The following is an 18,385-nucleotide window of genomic DNA, read 5'->3' as shown; positions in this document are numbered from 1 at the left end:
GACGCACTCCCCGCCGCGCACCCGACTATTCGGTGCGCGGCTTTCGTCTGTTCAGAGCTTGGTCATCGGCACGCCGCCGATGAGCATCATCTTCACGCGTCCCGACGTACCGAAGTCGACCAACACCATGGCAGAAGTACCGGTGCCGGTGGACTCGAGAACAGTTCCCAGACCGTACTTGTCGTGATTGACGCGGTCGCCCACGGCGAGAACGAGAGCGTTGTTGCGTGCGCGCGCGGAGCCGAAGCTCGGCGTCGATTGCTGCCCGCGACGCTCGCCGAAGCCACCGCCACCGAAACCACCGCCACCCCCGAAGCCGCCGCCACCGAAACCACCTGATCTCGGCCGTCCACCGATGCCTGGATCCTCACGTTTCCAGTCGATCAGCGATTGTGGAATTTCTTGCAGGAATCGCGACTCCGGATTGTTGATCGGCTGACCCCATGCCGAGCGCATGATCGCACGCGTGAGGTACAGACGATGCCGTGCACGAGTGATACCGACGTACGCGAGCCTGCGTTCTTCCGACAATTCGTTCGGGTCGCCGAGTGCGCGCATGTGCGGGAATTGCCCGTCCTCCCACCCGGTCACGAAGACGACGGGGAATTCGAGGCCCTTCGCGGTGTGCAGCGTCATCAAGGTGACGACACCCGTTCCGGAATCCGGTATCTGATCGGTGTCGGCGACAAGTGACACCCGTTCGAGGAACGCTGCGAGCGAACCGGGTTCGGGAGTGCCTTCCTCTCGCTCCACCTCTACGTCGGCTTCGGCTTCCACTGCGGCGAGGTTGCGCGCCTCCGAGGTGAATTCTCGTGCCACGCTGACGAGCTCGTTGAGGTTGTCGAGCCGCGCACCGTCCTGGGGGTCACTGCTGGCTTCGAGTTCGGCGCGATACCCGGTGCGATCGAGTACAGCCTCGACGACGTCGCCGATGTCCGCGATGTCGTTGCCGTCGTCGTCGGTGCTGTTCAGTATCGAGCGGAGTTCGTCGAGTAGTTCGAGGAACTGGCCGATCAACTTCTGCGAACGCGAATTGAGCAGTGCGACCTTGCCTGCTGCGGCGTCGTGGAGTGCTGCGGAGAAGCTGATGTCGCGCTGCTCGGCATGGACGGCGACGCATGCTTCGGCACGGTCACCGACCCCCCGACGCGGCGTGTTCAAGATTCGTCGCATGCTCACCGTGTCGTCTTCGTTGGACAACACGCGCAAGTACGCGACCATGTCGCGTACTTCCTTGCGTTCGTAGAATCGCACCCCGCCCACGACCTTGTAGGGCAACCCGAGGCGGATGAAGATCTCCTCCAGCGCACGCGAGGAGTTGTTGGTTCGATAGAAGACCGCTACCTCGTCGTAGCGCACGTCGTGGTTGTCGACGAGCCTGTCGATCTCCGAGGCGACGAACGACGCTTCGTCGTGCTCGTTGTCGGCCACGTAGCCGACGATGAGCTCGCCCTCCCCCGAGTCCGTCCACAACCGCTTGTCGCGCCTGCCGGTGTTGCGGGAGATGACCGAGTTGGCTGCGGACAGGATGTTCTGTGTCGAACGGTAATTCTGCTCGAGGAGGATGGTTCGGGCGTCCGGGTAGTCGCGCTCGAACTCCTCGATATTGCGAATGGTGGCGCCACGGAACGCGTAGATCGACTGATCCGCGTCGCCGACGACGCACAGCTCGCCTGGCGCGATGGTGCCTTCGAGTGCTCCGTCGGAATCCTCGCGGCCGACCAGCTCACGAACGAGCATGTACTGCGCATGGTTGGTGTCCTGGTACTCGTCGACGAGCACATGCCGGAACCGGCGACGGTAGTACTCGGCGACCTGCGGAAACGCCTGCAACAGGCCGACGGTCTCGCCGATCAGATCGTCGAAGTCCATGGCGTTGGCCGACCGAAGCCGTTGCTGGTAGATGCCGTACACCTGCGCGACGAGCTTGGGCAGCTCGACCATCTGCTTGTCGGCGTCGGCGGCAGCGTCCTCAGGTCCGATGAGTTCGTTCTTCAGATTCGAAATCGCTGTCGAGAGCAGCCGCGCCGAGAACTTCTTCGTATCGATCTGCAGGTCTTTGGAGATCATCGTCAGCAGTCGGCGTGAATCGTCGGCGTCGTAGATCGAGAAGTTCGAGTTGAGCCCGGGCAGCAACGACGCCTGGTTGCGGAGGATGCGCACGCAGCTCGAGTGGAAGGTCGAGACCCACATGCTGTTGGCCCGGGGGCCGACGAGGCCGGCGACGCGCTCACGCATCTCCGCGGCGGCCTTGTTGGTGAAGGTGATGGCCAGAACCTGGCCCGGCATGACCCCGCGCTCGGCCAACAGGTACGCAATACGACGCGTCAGAACAGCCGTCTTTCCCGACCCTGCCCCGGCCACGATGAGCAGCGGCGATCCCGAGTGCATCACAGCCTCACGCTGCTGGGGGTTGAGTCCCTCCAGCAGTGCTTCGGACTTTCCGGAAGCGGCCGACTTTCCGGGAACAGGTAGTGCCGTGAGGTTCGTATTCATCGCTTGCCCAGGCTACCGGCGCGCACCGACACCCCTTTACACGAACCCATGCGTGACTGCTGGTTGAGGACGCAGCACAAAACCGAACGGACGATTCGGCTCCCCGACTGACTTTTCAGGACTGCGAACAGGTGGCACACTGGATCGGTGATCGAAAATATCGTTCGTCGCTATGCCCTGTACGCAGCCGATTCTTCGGCGCGGGGTCGCGGGGGTTGTTCCTAGTAACGCGGTCCGTGGTTCTCCATCCCGGGGATTCGCGGGCCGAAAAGATGTGACTCAGCACACAGCATTACATAGTTCTGCGGCAAGTCCTCGAAGTTGGGGGGACGTAACGGTGTCGGATCGAACAACGATCCACACTTGTGACACGAGGAGACGAAATGGCATCTACGACAAAGATCGACACCGAGACTGCGTTGCCCTCTTCCGAGGCCGAAATCGATGCACTCCGCCAGGAGATCGATCGGCTGGACTCGGAGATCCTCGCTGCCATCCAGCGCCGCACCGAGGTATCACAGCTCATCGGCCGCACGCGCATGGCGTCCGGCGGCCCGCGCCTGGTGCACAGCCGTGAAATGAAGGTACTCGACCGCTTCAGCAGCCTCGGCCAGGAAGGCCACACGCTCGCAATGTTGCTTCTTCGCCTGGGTCGCGGACGACTCGGACACTAGAGACTTCCGTCGTGCATGCCACTAAGGCATGCACGACGAAGCAGTCAGGGCTGTCAGGTCAGGGCAATGTACTTGGTTTCCAGGTATTCGTCGATCCCCTCGGTTCCGCCTTCACGACCGAAGCCGGACGCTTTGACCCCGCCGAACGGCGCGGCCGCATCCGAGATGACTCCCCGGTTGACTCCCACCATTCCGCTGTCGATGGCGTCCGCCACCCGTAGCGCACGGTCGAGTCCACGGGTGTAGATGTACGACGCCAGTCCGAACTCGGTGGCGTTCGCCGCCGCAATTCCCTCTTCATCGGTATCGAAGCCGACGATCGGCGCTACCGGGCCGAAGACTTCTTCCTTCAGGATTCGCGCGTTCGCCGGCACATTCGTCAGGACCGTCGCCGGATAGAAGTACCCGTCCCCGCCAGGTGCCTCGCCACCGAGTGCAATGTTCGCCCCACACTGCACTGCGTCGTCGACGAGTTCTTTCACCGTGCCCAACTGATCTGCGTTGATCAGCGGTCCGAGCTTGGTATCAGGATCGATGCCTGGACCGAGTGTCATCTCCTTCATCCGCTCGACGAGCTTCGCGGTGAACTCTTCTCGCACGCTGTTCGCGACGTGGAATCGGTTCGCGGCCGTGCACGCCTCGCCGCCGTTGCGCATCTTCGCGAGCATCGCACCGTCGACTGCTGCATCGACATCTGCGTCGTCGAACACGACGAACGGCGCATTGCCACCCAGTTCCATCGAGGTTCTCAGCAACCCTCCTGCCGACTGCTCGATGAGCTTCTTCCCCACCTCCGTGGAACCGGTGAATGTCAGTTTTCGCAGCCGTGGGTCCTCGAGGATCGGCGCGCTCACCGCGCTGGACTTCGACGTCGTCAGCACCGACAGCACACCGTCGGGGAGCCCGACCTCGGCGAAGAGCTGAGCAAGGAACAACATCGTCAACGGCGTCTCACTGGCCGGTTTGACGATGATGGTGCATCCGGCAGCGAGCGCGGGGCCGATCTTGCGGGTTCCCATCGCGAGCGGGAAGTTCCACGGAGTGATGGCAAGAACCGGGCCGACCGGCATCTTGCTCACCAGAATGCGACCGTTGCCAGCAGGTGCAGGCGTGTATCGGCCTTCGATGCGGACGGCCTCCTCGGCGAACCACCGGAAGAACTCCGCGCCGTACTTGACTTCCGCTTTCGACTCGGCCAAAGCCTTGCCCATCTCGAGCGTCATGAGCGTCGCGACGTCGTCGGCACGTTCGGTGATCTTCTCGAATGCGGCACGAAGGTACTCACCGCGCTCGCGAGCGGGCGTCTTCGCCCACGACTTCTGTGCTGCCGCAGCCGCGTCGATCGCCTTCTTCGCGTCCGCAGCGCTGGCGTCGGCGACCCTGGTGATCGGCTTCCCGGTAGCTGGATCGTTGACCTCGAACGTCGCTGCGTTTTCGGCATCGACGGCGTGGCCACCGATCCACAGCTTCGGTTGGATGGATTCGACGAGTGAATTGGTCTCCATTCTTCCAGTGTGCCCCCAGGCTTCACGTGTGCCCAGAGGGTACGAGAAGACGCGCACAAGCCGGCGAAGCAGATTAGGGTTTGCAGACATGAGCGGTGACATCACGGGCAGCGACGCCTGGAGCAACCTGAAAGCACATCACGAGGCGATCGGCGAGAAGAAGCTTCGAGACCTGTTCACCGAGGACCCGGATCGCGGCCGAACCTTCACGATGGATGCCGGCGATCTGCACATCGACTACAGCAAGCACATCATCGACAGTGAGACAGTGTCTCTTCTGGTCGAACTCGCTCGCGCCGCGGACGTCGAAGGCCGTCGGGACGCGATGTTCGCCGGCGAACATATCAACACGTCCGAGGATCGGGCAGTCCTGCACACCGCTCTGCGGCTCCCCGCCGACGCGACGCTCGAGGTCGACGGGCAGAACGTCGTCGCCGATGTCCACGAAGTTCTTACGCGGATGGGCGAATTCACCGATCGATTGCGTTCCGGTGAATGGGTCGGCGCGACCGGTTCGCGAATCTCGACAGTGGTCAACATCGGTATCGGCGGCAGTGACCTGGGACCCGTGATGGTCTACAAGGCGCTGCGTCACTATGCCGACGCCGGAATCGATGCAAGGTTCGTCTCCAATGTGGATCCCGCCGATCTGGTTGCCGCGTTGGTCGGGCTCGACCCGGCGTCGACGCTGTTCATCATTGCCTCGAAGACGTTCTCGACGCTGGAGACGTTGACCAACGCCACAGCAGCACGGCGATGGCTCGTCGATGCCCTCGGCGAAGACTCGGTCGCCAAGCACTTCGTCGCAGTGTCGACCAACGCGGAGCGCGTGTCGGAGTTCGGTATCGACACCGCCAACATGTTCGGGTTCTGGGACTGGGTCGGCGGACGCTACTCGGTGGATTCGGCGATCGGTCTTTCGGTCATGGCCGTGATCGGCAAAGAGGCATTCGGGGAATTCCTCGACGGCTTCCACCGCATCGACGAGCACTTCCGCACGACGCCACTCGAACAGAACGCTCCGGCGCTGCTCGGCCTCCTCGGGCTCTGGTACAGCAGCTTCTTCGGTTCGGAAACTCGCGCGGTACTACCGTATTCCAACGATCTCTCACGCTTCCCCGCGTACCTGCAGCAGCTGACGATGGAGTCCAACGGCAAGTCGGTCAAGGCAGACGGCACTCCGGTGACGACGTCGACCGGGGAGATCTTCTGGGGTGAGCCGGGCACCAACGGACAGCACGCGTTCTATCAGTTGCTGCACCAGGGAACCCGGCTGATTCCCGCCGACTTCATCGGATTCGCCGAGCCGACGGACGACCTCCCGACCCGTGACGGCACCGGCAGCATGCACGACTTGCTGATGAGCAACTACTTCGCCCAGACCAAGGTCCTCGCGTTCGGCAAGACGGCCGATGAGATCGCCGCTGAGGGAACCGCTCCCGACGTCGTGCCGCACAAGGTGATGCCGGGCAATCGTCCGTCGACCTCGATCCTGGCGCCGAAGCTGACCCCGTCCGTCGTCGGGCAGCTGATCGCGCTGTACGAGCACCAGGTGTTCGTCGAGGGTGTGGTGTGGGGTGTCGACTCGTTCGACCAGTGGGGTGTCGAGCTCGGCAAGACCCAGGCCCTGGAGCTGACGCCTGTGCTGACCGATGAGGCGGCACCGGAGAAGCAGGGTGATTCGTCCACCGACGCTCTCGTCCGCTGGTACCGCGATCAGCGGGGGCGCGCGAAGTAGCTCAGCAGAGTCGATTTACTCCCCAGTTGTGCGCCGAGAAGCTATCGGAGCGCACAACTGGGGGGTAAATCGTGCAGCCGAGGGATCCATTCCACCGCCAAGTACGTCGAAGGGAGTATGGACTTCGACGGACTGTTCTCTCGCGCTGACGCACTGGCAGCCGGAGTCACCGATGGTCAGTTGCGGCGTGCACGACTACGCGGTGAACTCGTGGCTGTCCGACCTGGTGCGTATGTGACGGCCGAACACCTCGGGACCCTCGATTCCGAACAGCAGCACCTTCTCCTGGCCCGGTCGATGTCCGGCGAACGCACCTTGTTGCTCAGCCATCAATCCGCCGCAATTGCATGGGGAATGGATGTGTGGGGGCTGCCGCTGGCGCGGGTGCACGTGACATCCGGCCGAAGCATCGCAGCCAAGACGAGCCGCCGACGGATCGTGCACGGGACCGCGGTCGAATCCGTCGAATGTACTTCGCATCAGGGGCTTTCGTTGACCACTCCAGCGCGAACCGTCATCGACATCGCGCGATCCACGGATTTCGAGCACGCTGTGTGCGTCGGGGATTCCGCGCTGCGCCGCGGGCTCGTCACGATCCGCGAACTCGAGGAGGCAGTAGCGCTGGCCACGTATCGGTCCGGCGTTCGAAATGCTGCCGAAGCGGTCGCGGCGATGACGGATCGAAGCGAGAGCGTCGGCGAAACCCGCAGTCGATTGATTCTCGTCGCGGCAGGTCTGTCCCCACTACTCAATCAGTCCGTGTTCGACGCTGTCGGCAGATTCCTCGGTCGCGTCGACTTTCTGTTCGCCGGCCCGTGCGTCTGCTGCGAGTTCGACGGTCAAGGCAAGTACGGGCAGCGGCCGACCGAGGTCCGAAAGAACGTCCTCGCGGAGAAGCAGCGCGAAGATCGGATACGCGAGGTGGGCTGGTCGTTCGCCAGGTGGGGGTGGAGCGATCTTGCCGATCCCGAGGAACTGGTGAACCGCGTACGCCGCGCGCTGGCCCGTGCATCGCGACTACCCGAACCGGAGGGCACATTCCGCGCCGATCTACTCCCCTGATGTGCGCGCTGAGGCCACCACGGCGCACAACTCGGGGGTAAATCGTGCGGCCGAGGGATCCGAACGGACGGTCGGTACGTCCAACTCAGTATGGACTTCGATCAGAACCACATGTTCTCTCGTACAGATGCGCTGGCACGCGGCTATACCGACGACGATCTGCGACGAGGCCGGGCCAGCGGCGAACTCGTCACCGTCCGGCGCGGGCACTTCATCAGGGCGGAGGTCTACCGAACACTCGATGATCATCGACGGCACGCCGTCCTCGCCGAGGCTATTTTCGCGGAGTCGAGCGCCGACACGGTGTTCAGTCACGTGTCCGCGGCGGTGCTGCACGGGATGGAGACGTGGGATATCCCGCTGGACAAGGTCACGTTCACGATCAGTCGCTCGTATGCGGGCAAGCGCGGTCGACAGCGAGTTCTGCACGGATCGCCCGTGCCGTCCTCCGACCTGATGACGCTGAACGGGTTTGCGGTCACTACACCTACGCGGACGGTGGTCGATCTGGCCAGATCGCTACCGCTGCATCCCGCGGTGTGCGTCGGTGACTACGCACTTCGCGCCGGCCTGACAACGCACGCGCAACTGCTTGCCGCGCTCGACGATGCAAGGAACCGAACGGGTGTGGCAAAAGCTCGCCAAGCGGTCGGATCGATGTCACCGCGAAGCCAGAGCGCGGGAGAATCACGCAGTCGTATGCAACTCGACACGCTGCCGCTGCCGCCACCGCTGCTCGGGCAATGCCTGTCCGACGAATTCGGCCTACCCGTCGCCAGGGTGCCTTTCCTCTATCCCGATCACGGGGTGATCTGCATATTCCAGGGCCAGGGACTCTACGGGGCCGACCCTGTCGTCGCCGACGTGGAGTGCTCGCGACAGAGAAAGCGAATGCGCGATCTTGGATGGGTTGTCGTGCAATGGAACTGGGAAGACCTCGCGTCCCCCAGAGCGCTCACCGATCGGATCGCTCGGGCCTTCGTCCGCGCGGCCGGCCTGCCTGCTCCACGCGGATCCTTCACATGAAACGAGCCTAGATTCGGGCCAAGATCGCCGCGGTGTCCAGTCCCGTCGGCAGGGTCCCGAAGGCCGCGCCCCAATCCTCGCCGAGCCTACTGGCGCAGAACGCATCGGCCACCGCCGCGTCGCCATGCCGGATCAACAGCGAGCCTTGAAAAACCAACGCCATCAGCTCGACGACGCGTCGCGCGCGATATTCGATATCGGAACGATCGGCGAGCTCCTTGCCGAGACGAGACACCGCGTCGTCGAAGCGTGAATCCGCCCCTGCTGCAAGACCGACCTCGGTGAAGTATGCCTCGACAACGTCCGGTTGCTTGGCCAGCGCACGCAGAGAATCGAGTGCGGCTACGTTGCCCGATCCCTCCCAGATCGACATCAGCGGCGACTCTCGGAACAAGCGCGGCATCGACGAATCTTCCACGTACCCGTTGCCGCCGAGGCATTCCAGCGCCTCCGCGGCATGCGACGGCGCACGCTTGCACACCCAGTACTTCGTGACGGCGAGAGCGATTCGACGCAGTTCGGTCTCCTGACTGTCTCCCCGCGCCGACCGGTCCGTCGCCCCTGCCAGACGCATCATGACGGTCGTCGCGGCCTCGGACTCGACGATCAAGTCCGAGAGCACATTCCGCATCAACGGCTGATCCACCAGTTGCGCCCCGAACGCCGAACGATGGCGCGCATGATGGACCGCGCGGACCGTCGCGTTGCGGATTCCTGCCGCCGATCCGATGACGCAGTCCAGCCGCGTCATGTTGACCATCTCGATGATCGTCCGCACCCCGCGACCCTCTTCGCCGATCAGCCACCCGGTGGCCCCTCGATATTCAACCTCCGAGGATGCGTTGGACTTGTTGCCGAGTTTGTCCTTGAGTCGTTGCAGCGCAATACGATTACGAGTGCCGTCGGGCAATACCCTAGGCAGCAGGAAGCACGACAGGCCACCCGGCGACTGCGCCAGCGTGAGGAACATGTCCGACATCGGCGCCGAGGTGAACCACTTGTGTCCGACGATTGTGTACGTGCCGTCCGTGGATGGTGTCGCCGTCGTCGTGTTGGCGCGGACGTCGGACCCGCCCTGCTTTTCTGTCATCGACATTCCGGCGATGAGACCGCGCTTCTCGGTAGGAGTGCGAAGCCCGAAATCGTAGTGGGTCGATGCCAGCAGCGGCTCGTACAGATCGGCGAGCTGCGCATTGTGTCGCAACGCTGGCACTGCCGCATAGGTCATCGAGATCGGGCACATATGCCCGGCATCGGCCTGACCCCATACGTAGAACTTCGCCGCGCGGGCCACATGGGCTCCTGCCCGGTCGCATTGCCACGGCGTCGCGTGCAGGCCGTTCGCTACCGCCACCGACATCAGATCGTGCCAGTGCGGGTGGAATTCGACCTCGTCGATGCGGTTGCCGTATCGATCGTGTGTCCGCAGGATCGGCGGGTTCTCGTTGGCGAGGCGCCCCCATTCCTGAACTTCGACGCTGCCGGCCAGATCTCCCAGTTCGCGGAGTTCGGGGCGCGAGTACTGGGCACCTTCGCGTTCGAGTCCCTCGAGCAGCGAGGCGTCGTCGGATGTGTCGTATGGAAGCAGATCGGGGACCTGATTGAACACGCTGTGTGTGTCCGGAAAACTCATGACGTGGCTCCTAGTGAACGAAGGGCGAAGGCAACGAGATCGGGAACGACGTCGGCATCGTCTCCGGGGGCACGGTCTGGACGCAGCGGACCGACGAGGACCTCCCCCACCGCCCCGACGAGTCCTGCTGCCGCGAGGTCCACGTTCTGCGCTGGAATCTCACCCGAGGCGACGCCGGCGGCGATCGCTCCGGCGATCGCAGCCGTGAAACTGCGCCGGAACACGAGCCGTTCGGCGTCGACGGCAGGATCGACAGGCTCTGCCAACAGTGCGTACGCCATGGTGCGGTTCTTCATGGCGCGCCCGGCGAACGTCTCGACGATCGAGGTGACCCGCTGGGCAACATCGCCGGACGAGCAGGCGTCGGCGACGGCACGGACCTCGCGCCCGCATACCTCGCGGAATATCGCGACGACCAGGTCGGACTTGCTCTCGAAGTGGGTGTAGACACTACCGGCGGAGACCCCGGCAGCCGCGGCGACGGATGCAATAGACAGCCCGCGATAGCCCTGTTCGGACAGCACATCGATCGCCGAAGCGAAGAGTTTGTCGCGTCCGGCATCGAGTCGAGCTTGCACGGCCGTCGTGCGGCGGTACGGCATGGCAAGAAGTGAAGCACTGATTCATTGCTTCACACAAGCCCCCTCGAGTACCGTCGAGACCATGCCAGTGAGGATCGAACGCTCGGGGCCCGTCACCACCGTCATCCTGTCGCGACCGGAATCGAGGAATGCCGTCGACGGCCCCACGGCAGCCGAGCTGGTCGCTGCGTTCGAAGAGTTCGACGCCGACGACGATGCCGCCGTCGCGGTGCTGTGGGGCGAAGGTGGAACCTTCTGCTCCGGCGCCGATCTCAAAGCACTCGGAACGGAACGCTCCAACCACGCGACCGAACATGGCGACGGTCCGATGGGGCCGACGAGGATGCAGCTGTCCAAGCCCGTCATCGCTGCGGTCTCCGGCTATGCCGTCGCGGGCGGCCTCGAACTTGCCCTGTGGTGCGACCTTCGAATCATCGAGAAAGACAGCACGTTGGGCGTCTTCTGTCGGCGATGGGGCGTCCCGCTGATCGACGGTGGAACAGTGCGGTTGCCACGGTTGATCGGTACGTCGCGAGCGATGGATCTGATTCTCACCGGCCGTGCAGTCGACGCCGACGAAGCTCTTGCCATCGGCCTGGCCAACCGCGTCGTCGAAGTCGGTGGCGCGCGCGCCGCTGCGGAGGCACTCGCAGCCGATCTGGCACTTCTACCGCAGACGTGCATGCGCGAGGATCGCCTGTCGCTGCTCGAGCAGGACGGTCTGGAATTGGAAGCCGCTATCTCCAACGAGTTTCGGCACGGCGCGATCTCGATGTCCGCCGATGCAATCGGAGGTGCGCAGCAATTCGCCTCGGGCGCGGGCAGGCACGGCGCCAGCCACTCGAGACACACGCCGTGAGGCGAGATCGCCTGTCCGTCATCGACGATATCTTCTTGAGAACACACCGGGGGTTTGGACTGCCCATCGTCCTTCAGGGCATCTGGCGCAGCGACGAACGCGTCGACCGAGTGGATTTCGCTGCGGTGCATGCCAATCTGGCATCGGGTCAGCTCGGCCGAAAGATCGTCAGTCCTCGTGTTCCCGGTGCGCGACGACGCTGGACTCGCTCCACCGAGTCACACCCACTTCGCTACGATGCCGAACCACTGAGCGAAGACAAGGTGCTGAGCTGGGCGGACGCGCAAGGAGACATCGAGCTCGATCCAGAGTTCGGACCGGGCTGGCGGATGTCGGTGGCAGCGGTCGAGACGGGTGGGACCGTGATGTCACTGGTCTGCTCGCACACCCTGGCAGACGCAGCGGGTCTCATCGCGGCGGCGGGGAGGGCATTCGAGGGGAGTGCGCCGGAGTTTCGCGTGCGTCGAAGCTCGGATCTCGGCGACGCGGTCTCGCTCGCCGCGCGGGTTGCTGCGGGTTCGGTGCGGGCATCCGCGAGTCTTGTGCTCAGCCGAGACTCCCGGCGCGAGCTGACCGGATACGTTCGCTCGAGAAAGACCGTCGAATTTCACGACGTACACCCCAGTACCGCCATTTTCGACATCGAGGCGAATCTGTCCAACACGGCGTTCATTTCGCTGGTCGCCGAGATCGCCGCCTCCCTCGGGGAACGAGAGCCCATCAGCGTCAACGTGCCTTTTCGGTCGAATGCACGCGGCACCAACCGAATCGGTATGGCCACCGTCAGCGTGTCCGGCACCGACACCCTCGCGGACATCAAACGTGCAACCAAGGCCGCTATCGCGACCCCTGCGAACGCGCCGAGCGGCTTCCCGGCCGAGGCGGTCCAACTGATGTCCGACGCCAGGGCCGCGACGATGACGTCGTCGCTCGGAACTGCGCGCGTGTTGTGTTCGAACATCGGAGCACTCCCAGAGTCGATCGCGTCGATCTCTGGACATCGGGCCACCACCGTCGCGACCCGAGCAATCCACCCGAACGCCGGTCGATCGCGCACCAAGACGGTCCTGTCCGCATACATCTCGACGATGGGATCGACATCGACGCTCTCCCTCGTCGGGACCGAGAACCGGTTCGTCCCGATACTCACCGACCGTGCAGCCGCAGTGCTCACGCGCCGGGGGTTGCCCCACAAGTCGTGGTAGCAGGGATGCGGTACGTCGGGAAAGGGCTACCGTGGATGCATGAGCGAGCACGATATCTACAGCAAGATCGAGCAGCTGGTCGCAACCGAGCACAAGCTGCGGTCGCTGACCGAGGCAGGCGAGATCGATCCCACCGACGAGAAGGCCCAGTTGGCCTCGATCGAGCATGCCCTCGACCAGTGCTGGGACCTTCTTCGTCAACGCAGAGCGCGCCTCGACCGCGGCCTGAACCCGGACGACGCCGAAGTCAACAGCGTCGAGCAGGTCGAGCACTACCTGCAGTAGTGTGTCTCAGACCATTCGGTCGGTAAGCTCGTTCGGGAGGAAACGCAACGCAGCGTCGATACCCCGCCACTTCAGGCCGGGCAGTGCCGCGCGGCGCGGTTCCTTCTCGATCGCGGCGACCATGGCCGACACGCCTTCGTCGAGGCTGGCCGTCATCAACTTGTTGTCTCCGGCCTTCGCCGACATGTCGGTGGCGATGTAGCCAGGCAGCAGCGTCGTGACGACGATGTCGGTCTTCGCGAGTTCACTGGCGAGCGCCTCGCCCAGTGCCGCGACGCCGGCCTTGCTGGCCGAGTAGACGGCTTTTGGGCCCGGCAGGCCTCGGTCGGCGCTGATCGAGGACACGAGCACGAGGTGGCCGTACTTCTGAGCGCGGAAGATCTCGAGTGCAGCTTCTGCTTGGGACAGCGCTCCGATGAAGTTTGTCCGCGCGGTGGCCAGATTGGCATCTGCTCGTCCACTGCCGATCTTGGCGCCCTTGCCGATGCCTGCGTTGACGACGACACGATCGAGGCCCCCGAGTTCGTCATGGAGTTCACCGAAGACCCTGACCACAGCATCGTGATCGTTGACGTCGAGCGCCCGGATCGCCACCGTGACTCCCGGGTTGGCGATGATCAGCTCGTCCCGCAGTGCTTCGAGCCGGTCGAGCCGCCGTGAGCACAGCGCAAGGGCCTTCCCTTTCGCCGCAAACCGCCTGGCCATCTCCTCGCCGAGGCCCGAACTCGCGCCGGTGATCAGAATCTTGTTCCGTCTCTCGCCCATGGCATTGGACCCTATGTCACCCTGGAGAGATGACCGAGCAGAGTATGGACGAATTCGACGTCATCGTCATCGGCGGAGGCCCCGTCGGTGAGAACGCTGCCAGCTATGCGATCGCCGGGAGCGACCGCACCGCCGTGATCGTCGAACACGAACTCGTCGGCGGCGAGTGCTCGTACTGGGCATGCATGCCGAGCAAAGCGCTGCTCAGGCCAGGCGATGTCCTCGATATCGCACGACACATGCCGGGTGTGAAGGAACTTCTCGGCGACAAGACTCTCGATGTCGATGCCGTCCTGGCACGTCGGGAGTCGTTCACTCATTCGCTCGACGATTCATCCCAGGTGACGTGGGCCGAGTCGGCTGGAATTTCGGTTGTCCGCGGCCACGGGCGAATCAGCGGCGAGAAGACCGTCGACGTCGACGGTCGCACCCTGACGGCACGGCACGCGGTGGTACTTGCCACCGGAACGACAGCATCGGTACCGAAGACCCCCGGCCTACGCGAGGCGCTACCGTGGATCTCCCGCGATGCCACCAACATTCACGAGGTGCCGGCCAGAGTGGCCGTCATCGGTGGCGGCGTCGTCGCATCGGAGGCCGCTACATGGCTACTTGCGTTCGGCGCCGAGGTGACGATGATCGTCAGAGGATCGCGACTGCTCGCCAGTGGTGAACCGTTTGCGAGCGACCTCGTCGCCGAGGCATTGCGAAGCCGCGGCGCGAGAATCCTGTTCGACGCCGATCTGACCGCGGTGTCGAGGCCGGACGCGAAGGACACCGGCATCGGCAGAATTCACGGCGGCCCGGCCGAGCTGACCGTGGACGGACAGAGCATCACGGTCGACGAGATACTCGTTGCTGCGGGTCGCACACCGGCGAGCTCCGATCTCGGATTGTCGACCGTCGGACTCGACGACCGCGGATACGTCGAGACCGACGACCATCTCCAGGTGCGGGGAGTGCCGTGGCTGTATGCGACGGGCGATGTCAACGGCCGATCGCCACTGACTCACATGGGCAAGTATCAGGGCCGCGTCGCCGGTGACGTGATTGCGGCTCGCGCCGACGGAAAACCGCTGAACGGCAAGCGGTTCACTGCAAGCGCCGACCACGGTCAGGTCCCGCAGGTGGTGTTCACGCCACTGCAGGTCGCGTCGGTCGGGCAGACCGAGAAGCTCGCACGCGACGCCGGGATCGAGGTGGAGATTCTCGGAGTCGACATCGCAGTGGCAGGTTCCTCACTGCAGCAGGACAACTTCTCGGGCCACGCGCAGCTGGTCGTCGACACCGCGTCGGACACCATCATCGGCGCCACCTTCGTCGGACCGGGCGTGGACGAGTTGGTGCACGCGGCCACGATAGCGATCGTCGGCAAGGTGACACTCGAAGATCTGTGGCATGCCGTGCCGTCGTATCCGACGGTCAGCGAAGTCTGGCTGCGGCTACTGGAATCTCGACGGGCATAGCGAGCTCACGGATCGACCGGGTGCGGCGGAACCGCGCCGTTCGCCATCGCGGCCGCGTTCTCGGCGCACAAACGTGCCATCTCCGACCGCACCGACACCGTGGCACTGCCGACATGAGGGAGAAGCACAGTGTTCGGCAGCCCTGCCAAGCCGGGAGTGAGGGCCGGCTCCTCCTCGTAGACGTCGAGGCCGGCGCCGGCAATCACTCGTTCACGAAGCGCACGCACCAACTCCGCCTCGTCGACGATGGGACCACGTGCCGTGTTGATCAGGATCGCGGAATTCTTCATCGCCCACAGAACCTCTGCATCGACGAGGTGGCGGGTGGATTCGCTGAGCGGAACATGCAGCGACAGAAAGTCACTCGTGGTCACGAGCTCGTCCCAGGACACATGTTCGACACGACCGACGAACTCGCCGAGCTCGGACTCGGTCACCTCGCGATCCGAAGGTGGGCGAGGGCAGAACTTGACGGTCATCCCGAAACCGAGCGCTCGCCGAGCCGTCGCCCGTGCAATGCGTCCGAAACCGGCCAGACCGAGCACCTGCCCCGACACGTCACTGCCGAGTAGTAGTTCCGGTTCCCAGCCTGTGAATGCACCGGACCGGACGAAGTGGTCGGCCTCGATCACACGCCGCGCGGTGGACAGAATCAACAGCATCGCGATGTCGGCCGTCGAACTAGTCAGCACGCCCGGGGTGTTCGCGACGGTGATGCCGCGCGCAGTTGCCGCGTCGATGTCGATGTTGTCGAATCCGACTGCATAGTTGGAGATTCCAGTGATGCGGGCCGATCCGAGCAGCGCCGCATCGAAGCGATCACGCAACTGGGACACGACGACCGAGTACTCCCCCGACGCACATCGCTCGGCCAGTCGGTCGTAGTCGAGTTCGAGGACCTCGACCTCCCCCGCAGCGGCAAGGATCTCCATGCCCGGGGCTGGAATCGGCGTCGTGACGAGGATCTTGCTCATATGACCCACTCGAACGCTTCGGCAGTCGATCGCGCTCCCTGCACGGTTTTGGAGCGCATGGGTTCGCCCAGCTCGGCGAGGAGTTTCTCGGAGATCTCGACCATGCCCGCCAGCGTATCCGGGGTGAACCATTCGGGCCTCGTGGCGAACAGGATGTCCTCGCTCGAGGTGTTGCCGCTCGCTCCCGGCGCAAAGGGGCAGCCACCGAGACCGCCGAGGGAGCCGTCGACCATCGTTGCGCCTGCACTGATCGCGGCGAGTGTGTTCGCGACACCGAGGCCCCAGGTGTCGTGGCCGTGGAACACGATGCGACGGCTCGGCGATTCTGCTGCGACCCGCGCTACCAGAGACGACACCTGCGTGGGCACGGCCTGACCGAGGGTGTCGCAGATGACGATGTCCGTCGCACCCGCGGCGCGTTCGTCGTTCGCAATGGCCAGCACCCGATCTGGTGGAACGTGACCTTCGAACGGGCACGTGAACGACGTCGCGATGCACAACTCGATCTGCCCACCGACCGAGCGAGCGATGTCCACGGCATCGGGCATTGCTGCCAGAGAAACTTCGGTGGTGCGCCCGATGTTCGCCTCGTTGTGCGCATCGGAGGCCGAGAAGCAGTACTGGAAGTTTCGCGCCCCGGCCGCAGCGGCCTTCTCGACGTGCCGTGGGGTGGCGACCCACACCCAACAGCGCTCGAGTTCCTCCGCAGTGAGTTCGGCGATGACGTCGAGGGTGTTGGCCATGGGCGGCACCAGATCTCCCCGTGCCATCGATCCGATCTCGAGTGCGGGCACACCCGCCTGCAGGAGACTGCGGGCCACGTCGAGCTTGCGGTCGACGTCGAGCAGCTTGCCGGTCAGTTGCAATCCGTCGCGCAACGTGACATCGCGCAACTGAGCCTGCGGTTCGAATTCGTACATCAGGGCACCATCTCTTCGTCGGTCCTACCCAACAAGTTCTTCAGCACTTCCGCTGTGTGTTCGCCGAGATCGGGACCCACCGAGCGAATCGGAATCGACTTGCCACCGATGACGGGCACGATGCCGACGAAGCCCACATCGGCAGGCTCGTCGCCGCCCGTGTCCACCGGGAAGTGCTGGATCATGTCCCTGGACGCGTACTGCTCGTCGGCGACGATGTCGGCTGCGGTGTAGATGGGTCCGGACGGCACGCCTGCCGCGTCGAGCACCTCCAATACCGTCTCTCGGGTGCGCATTCCGGTCCAGGCGCTGATCGCGGCATCGAGTTCCTCGCGACGGTTCCACCGACCGGCGTTGCTCGCGAGTTCGGGATCGGCTCCGAGATCCGGACGTTCGATCGTCTCCATGTAGCGCTGGAAAATTGCATCACCGTTGCCTGCGATCACCACGGAGTGTCCGTCGTTGCAGAGGTAAGCGTTCGACGGCGCAATTCCTTCCATTCGTCCGCCGGTACGCATCCGCTCGACGCCGTACGCCAGATAGTCGGGGATGAGCGATTCCATCATCGACAGAATCGATTCGTTCAGCGCGACGTCGATCGACCGTTGTTCGAGCGACAGCGTCGCCGTCGAGGTCTGGCGTTGGAAAAGTGCCATCACGCAACCGAATGCGGCGTACAACCCGGCAATCGAATCGCCGATGGAGACCCCGACGCGCACCGGCGGTCGATCTGGATCGCCGACGAGATTACGGAAGCCCCCGTACGACTCGGCCACGGCCGCGAAACCGGGACGTTCCGACATCGGGCCGGTCTGGCCGAACGCGGAGATGCGCGTGATGATCAAGTCGGGGTTCTTCGCACTGAGAACCTCGGGCGAGAGACCCCACTTCTCGAGGGTCCCCGGCCGGAAATTCTCGAGGACGATGTCGCACTGCGCGGCCAGATCGATGACGTCCTGGCGTCCCTGCTCGGTACGGAGGTCGAGGACGATGGACTTCTTGTTTCGGTTGATCGTCCGGTACAACATCGAGGTGGTTCCGGAATAGAGCCGCCAGTTTCGGAGCTCGTCCCCGGTTTCCGGACGCTCGACCTTGATGACCTCGGCGCCGAAATCTGCCAGCATGCGCGCAGCCGTCGGCGCGGCGATGTAGTTTCCGAGCTCGAGTACGCGAACGCCGTTCAGTGGTAGAGACAT

At 64.0% G+C, this 18,385-nt stretch carries 16 protein-coding genes; 8 read left to right on the top strand and 8 right to left on the bottom strand.

Annotated features, from left to right (window positions below):
* Positions 1-51: 51 nt before the first annotated feature.
* Positions 52-2,496: a DNA helicase PcrA gene (gene pcrA / locus WDS16_RS01510; RefSeq protein WP_338889961.1), complete on the bottom strand. Its 2,445-nt coding sequence runs from the start codon at positions 2,494-2,496 to the stop codon at positions 52-54.
* A 383-nt stretch (positions 2,497-2,879) separates the two neighbouring features.
* Here pcrA and WDS16_RS01505 point away from each other — a divergent pair, with 383 nt between their 5' ends.
* The gene (locus tag WDS16_RS01505; RefSeq protein WP_068377453.1) at positions 2,880-3,170 is read left to right on the top strand and encodes a chorismate mutase; all 291 of its coding nucleotides are present in this window, start codon (positions 2,880-2,882) and stop codon (positions 3,168-3,170) included.
* A gap of 53 nt (positions 3,171-3,223) precedes the next feature.
* Here WDS16_RS01505 and WDS16_RS01500 read toward each other — a convergent pair whose 3' ends face one another.
* The gene (locus WDS16_RS01500) at positions 3,224-4,675 is read right to left on the bottom strand and encodes an NAD-dependent succinate-semialdehyde dehydrogenase (protein WP_338889959.1); all 1,452 of its coding nucleotides are present in this window, start codon (positions 4,673-4,675) and stop codon (positions 3,224-3,226) included.
* An 88-nt stretch (positions 4,676-4,763) separates the two neighbouring features.
* On the opposite strand from WDS16_RS01500, the gene pgi reads away from it, so the two are divergent.
* From pgi to WDS16_RS01485, 3 genes are all read left to right on the top strand, one after another.
* Positions 4,764-6,413, top strand: a complete 1,650-nt coding sequence (pgi, locus tag WDS16_RS01495; protein WP_338889957.1) for a glucose-6-phosphate isomerase — start codon at positions 4,764-4,766, stop codon at positions 6,411-6,413.
* Between the two features lie 117 nt (positions 6,414-6,530).
* A complete protein-coding gene (locus WDS16_RS01490; RefSeq protein WP_338889955.1) occupies positions 6,531-7,475 on the top strand; it encodes a type IV toxin-antitoxin system AbiEi family antitoxin domain-containing protein in 945 nt (314 codons plus the stop codon).
* A gap of 111 nt (positions 7,476-7,586) precedes the next feature.
* Positions 7,587-8,501 (top strand): hypothetical protein, encoded by a 915-nt coding sequence (locus WDS16_RS01485; RefSeq protein ID WP_338889954.1) that lies wholly within the window; start codon positions 7,587-7,589, stop codon positions 8,499-8,501.
* A gap of 7 nt (positions 8,502-8,508) precedes the next feature.
* Here the strand turns inward: WDS16_RS01485 and WDS16_RS01480 are convergent, their stop codons facing one another.
* Both WDS16_RS01480 and WDS16_RS01475 read right to left on the bottom strand, forming a co-directional pair.
* Complete coding sequence (locus WDS16_RS01480) at positions 8,509-10,134, bottom strand: acyl-CoA dehydrogenase family protein (protein ID WP_338889953.1); 1,626 nt, start codon at positions 10,132-10,134, stop codon at positions 8,509-8,511.
* Complete coding sequence (locus WDS16_RS01475; RefSeq protein ID WP_338889952.1) at positions 10,131-10,736, bottom strand: TetR/AcrR family transcriptional regulator; 606 nt, start codon at positions 10,734-10,736, stop codon at positions 10,131-10,133. Before WDS16_RS01475 ends, WDS16_RS01480 begins: the two co-directional genes overlap by 4 nt.
* A gap of 61 nt (positions 10,737-10,797) precedes the next feature.
* On the opposite strand from WDS16_RS01475, the gene WDS16_RS01470 reads away from it, so the two are divergent.
* Genes WDS16_RS01470 through WDS16_RS01460 form a run of 3 tightly spaced genes read left to right on the top strand, consistent with a single transcriptional unit; the run spans position 10,798 to position 13,064 of the window.
* Positions 10,798-11,574 carry a crotonase/enoyl-CoA hydratase family protein gene (locus tag WDS16_RS01470; protein WP_338889950.1) on the top strand — a complete coding sequence of 259 codons (777 nt, stop codon included), beginning with the start codon at positions 10,798-10,800 and terminating at the stop codon, positions 11,572-11,574.
* Positions 11,575-11,609: 35 nt separating this feature from the next.
* Complete coding sequence (locus tag WDS16_RS01465; protein ID WP_338889948.1) at positions 11,610-12,779, top strand: hypothetical protein; 1,170 nt, start codon at positions 11,610-11,612, stop codon at positions 12,777-12,779.
* A gap of 39 nt (positions 12,780-12,818) precedes the next feature.
* The gene (locus tag WDS16_RS01460; RefSeq protein ID WP_338889946.1) at positions 12,819-13,064 is read left to right on the top strand and encodes a DUF2630 family protein; all 246 of its coding nucleotides are present in this window, start codon (positions 12,819-12,821) and stop codon (positions 13,062-13,064) included.
* A gap of 6 nt (positions 13,065-13,070) precedes the next feature.
* On the opposite strand, the gene WDS16_RS01455 is transcribed toward WDS16_RS01460, so the two are convergent.
* A complete protein-coding gene (locus WDS16_RS01455; RefSeq protein WP_338889944.1) occupies positions 13,071-13,829 on the bottom strand; it encodes an SDR family oxidoreductase in 759 nt (252 codons plus the stop codon).
* Between the two features lie 29 nt (positions 13,830-13,858).
* Here WDS16_RS01455 and WDS16_RS01450 point away from each other — a divergent pair, with 29 nt between their 5' ends.
* Entirely contained in the window at positions 13,859-15,295 is a 1,437-nt protein-coding gene (locus WDS16_RS01450) for an NAD(P)/FAD-dependent oxidoreductase (RefSeq protein WP_338889942.1), read from the top strand.
* A gap of 5 nt (positions 15,296-15,300) precedes the next feature.
* Here the strand turns inward: WDS16_RS01450 and WDS16_RS01445 are convergent, their stop codons facing one another.
* From WDS16_RS01445 to WDS16_RS01435, 3 genes are read right to left on the bottom strand one after another with little or no spacing between them, the layout of a single operon-like run.
* Entirely contained in the window at positions 15,301-16,269 is a 969-nt protein-coding gene (locus WDS16_RS01445) for a D-glycerate dehydrogenase (RefSeq protein WP_338889940.1), read from the bottom strand.
* Positions 16,266-17,189, bottom strand: coding sequence for a hydroxymethylglutaryl-CoA lyase (locus WDS16_RS01440; protein ID WP_422395741.1), 924 nt, complete (start codon positions 17,187-17,189; stop codon positions 16,266-16,268). Before WDS16_RS01440 ends, WDS16_RS01445 begins: the two co-directional genes overlap by 4 nt.
* Entirely contained in the window at positions 17,189-18,385 is a 1,197-nt protein-coding gene (locus tag WDS16_RS01435) for a CoA transferase (RefSeq protein WP_338889938.1), read from the bottom strand. Before WDS16_RS01435 ends, WDS16_RS01440 begins: the two co-directional genes overlap by 1 nt.

This window comes from Rhodococcus sovatensis (genome assembly GCF_037327425.1).
Classification (GTDB): domain Bacteria; phylum Actinomycetota; class Actinomycetes; order Mycobacteriales; family Mycobacteriaceae; genus Rhodococcoides; species Rhodococcoides sovatense.
This window is presented reverse-complemented; position numbering and strand designations above follow the sequence as displayed.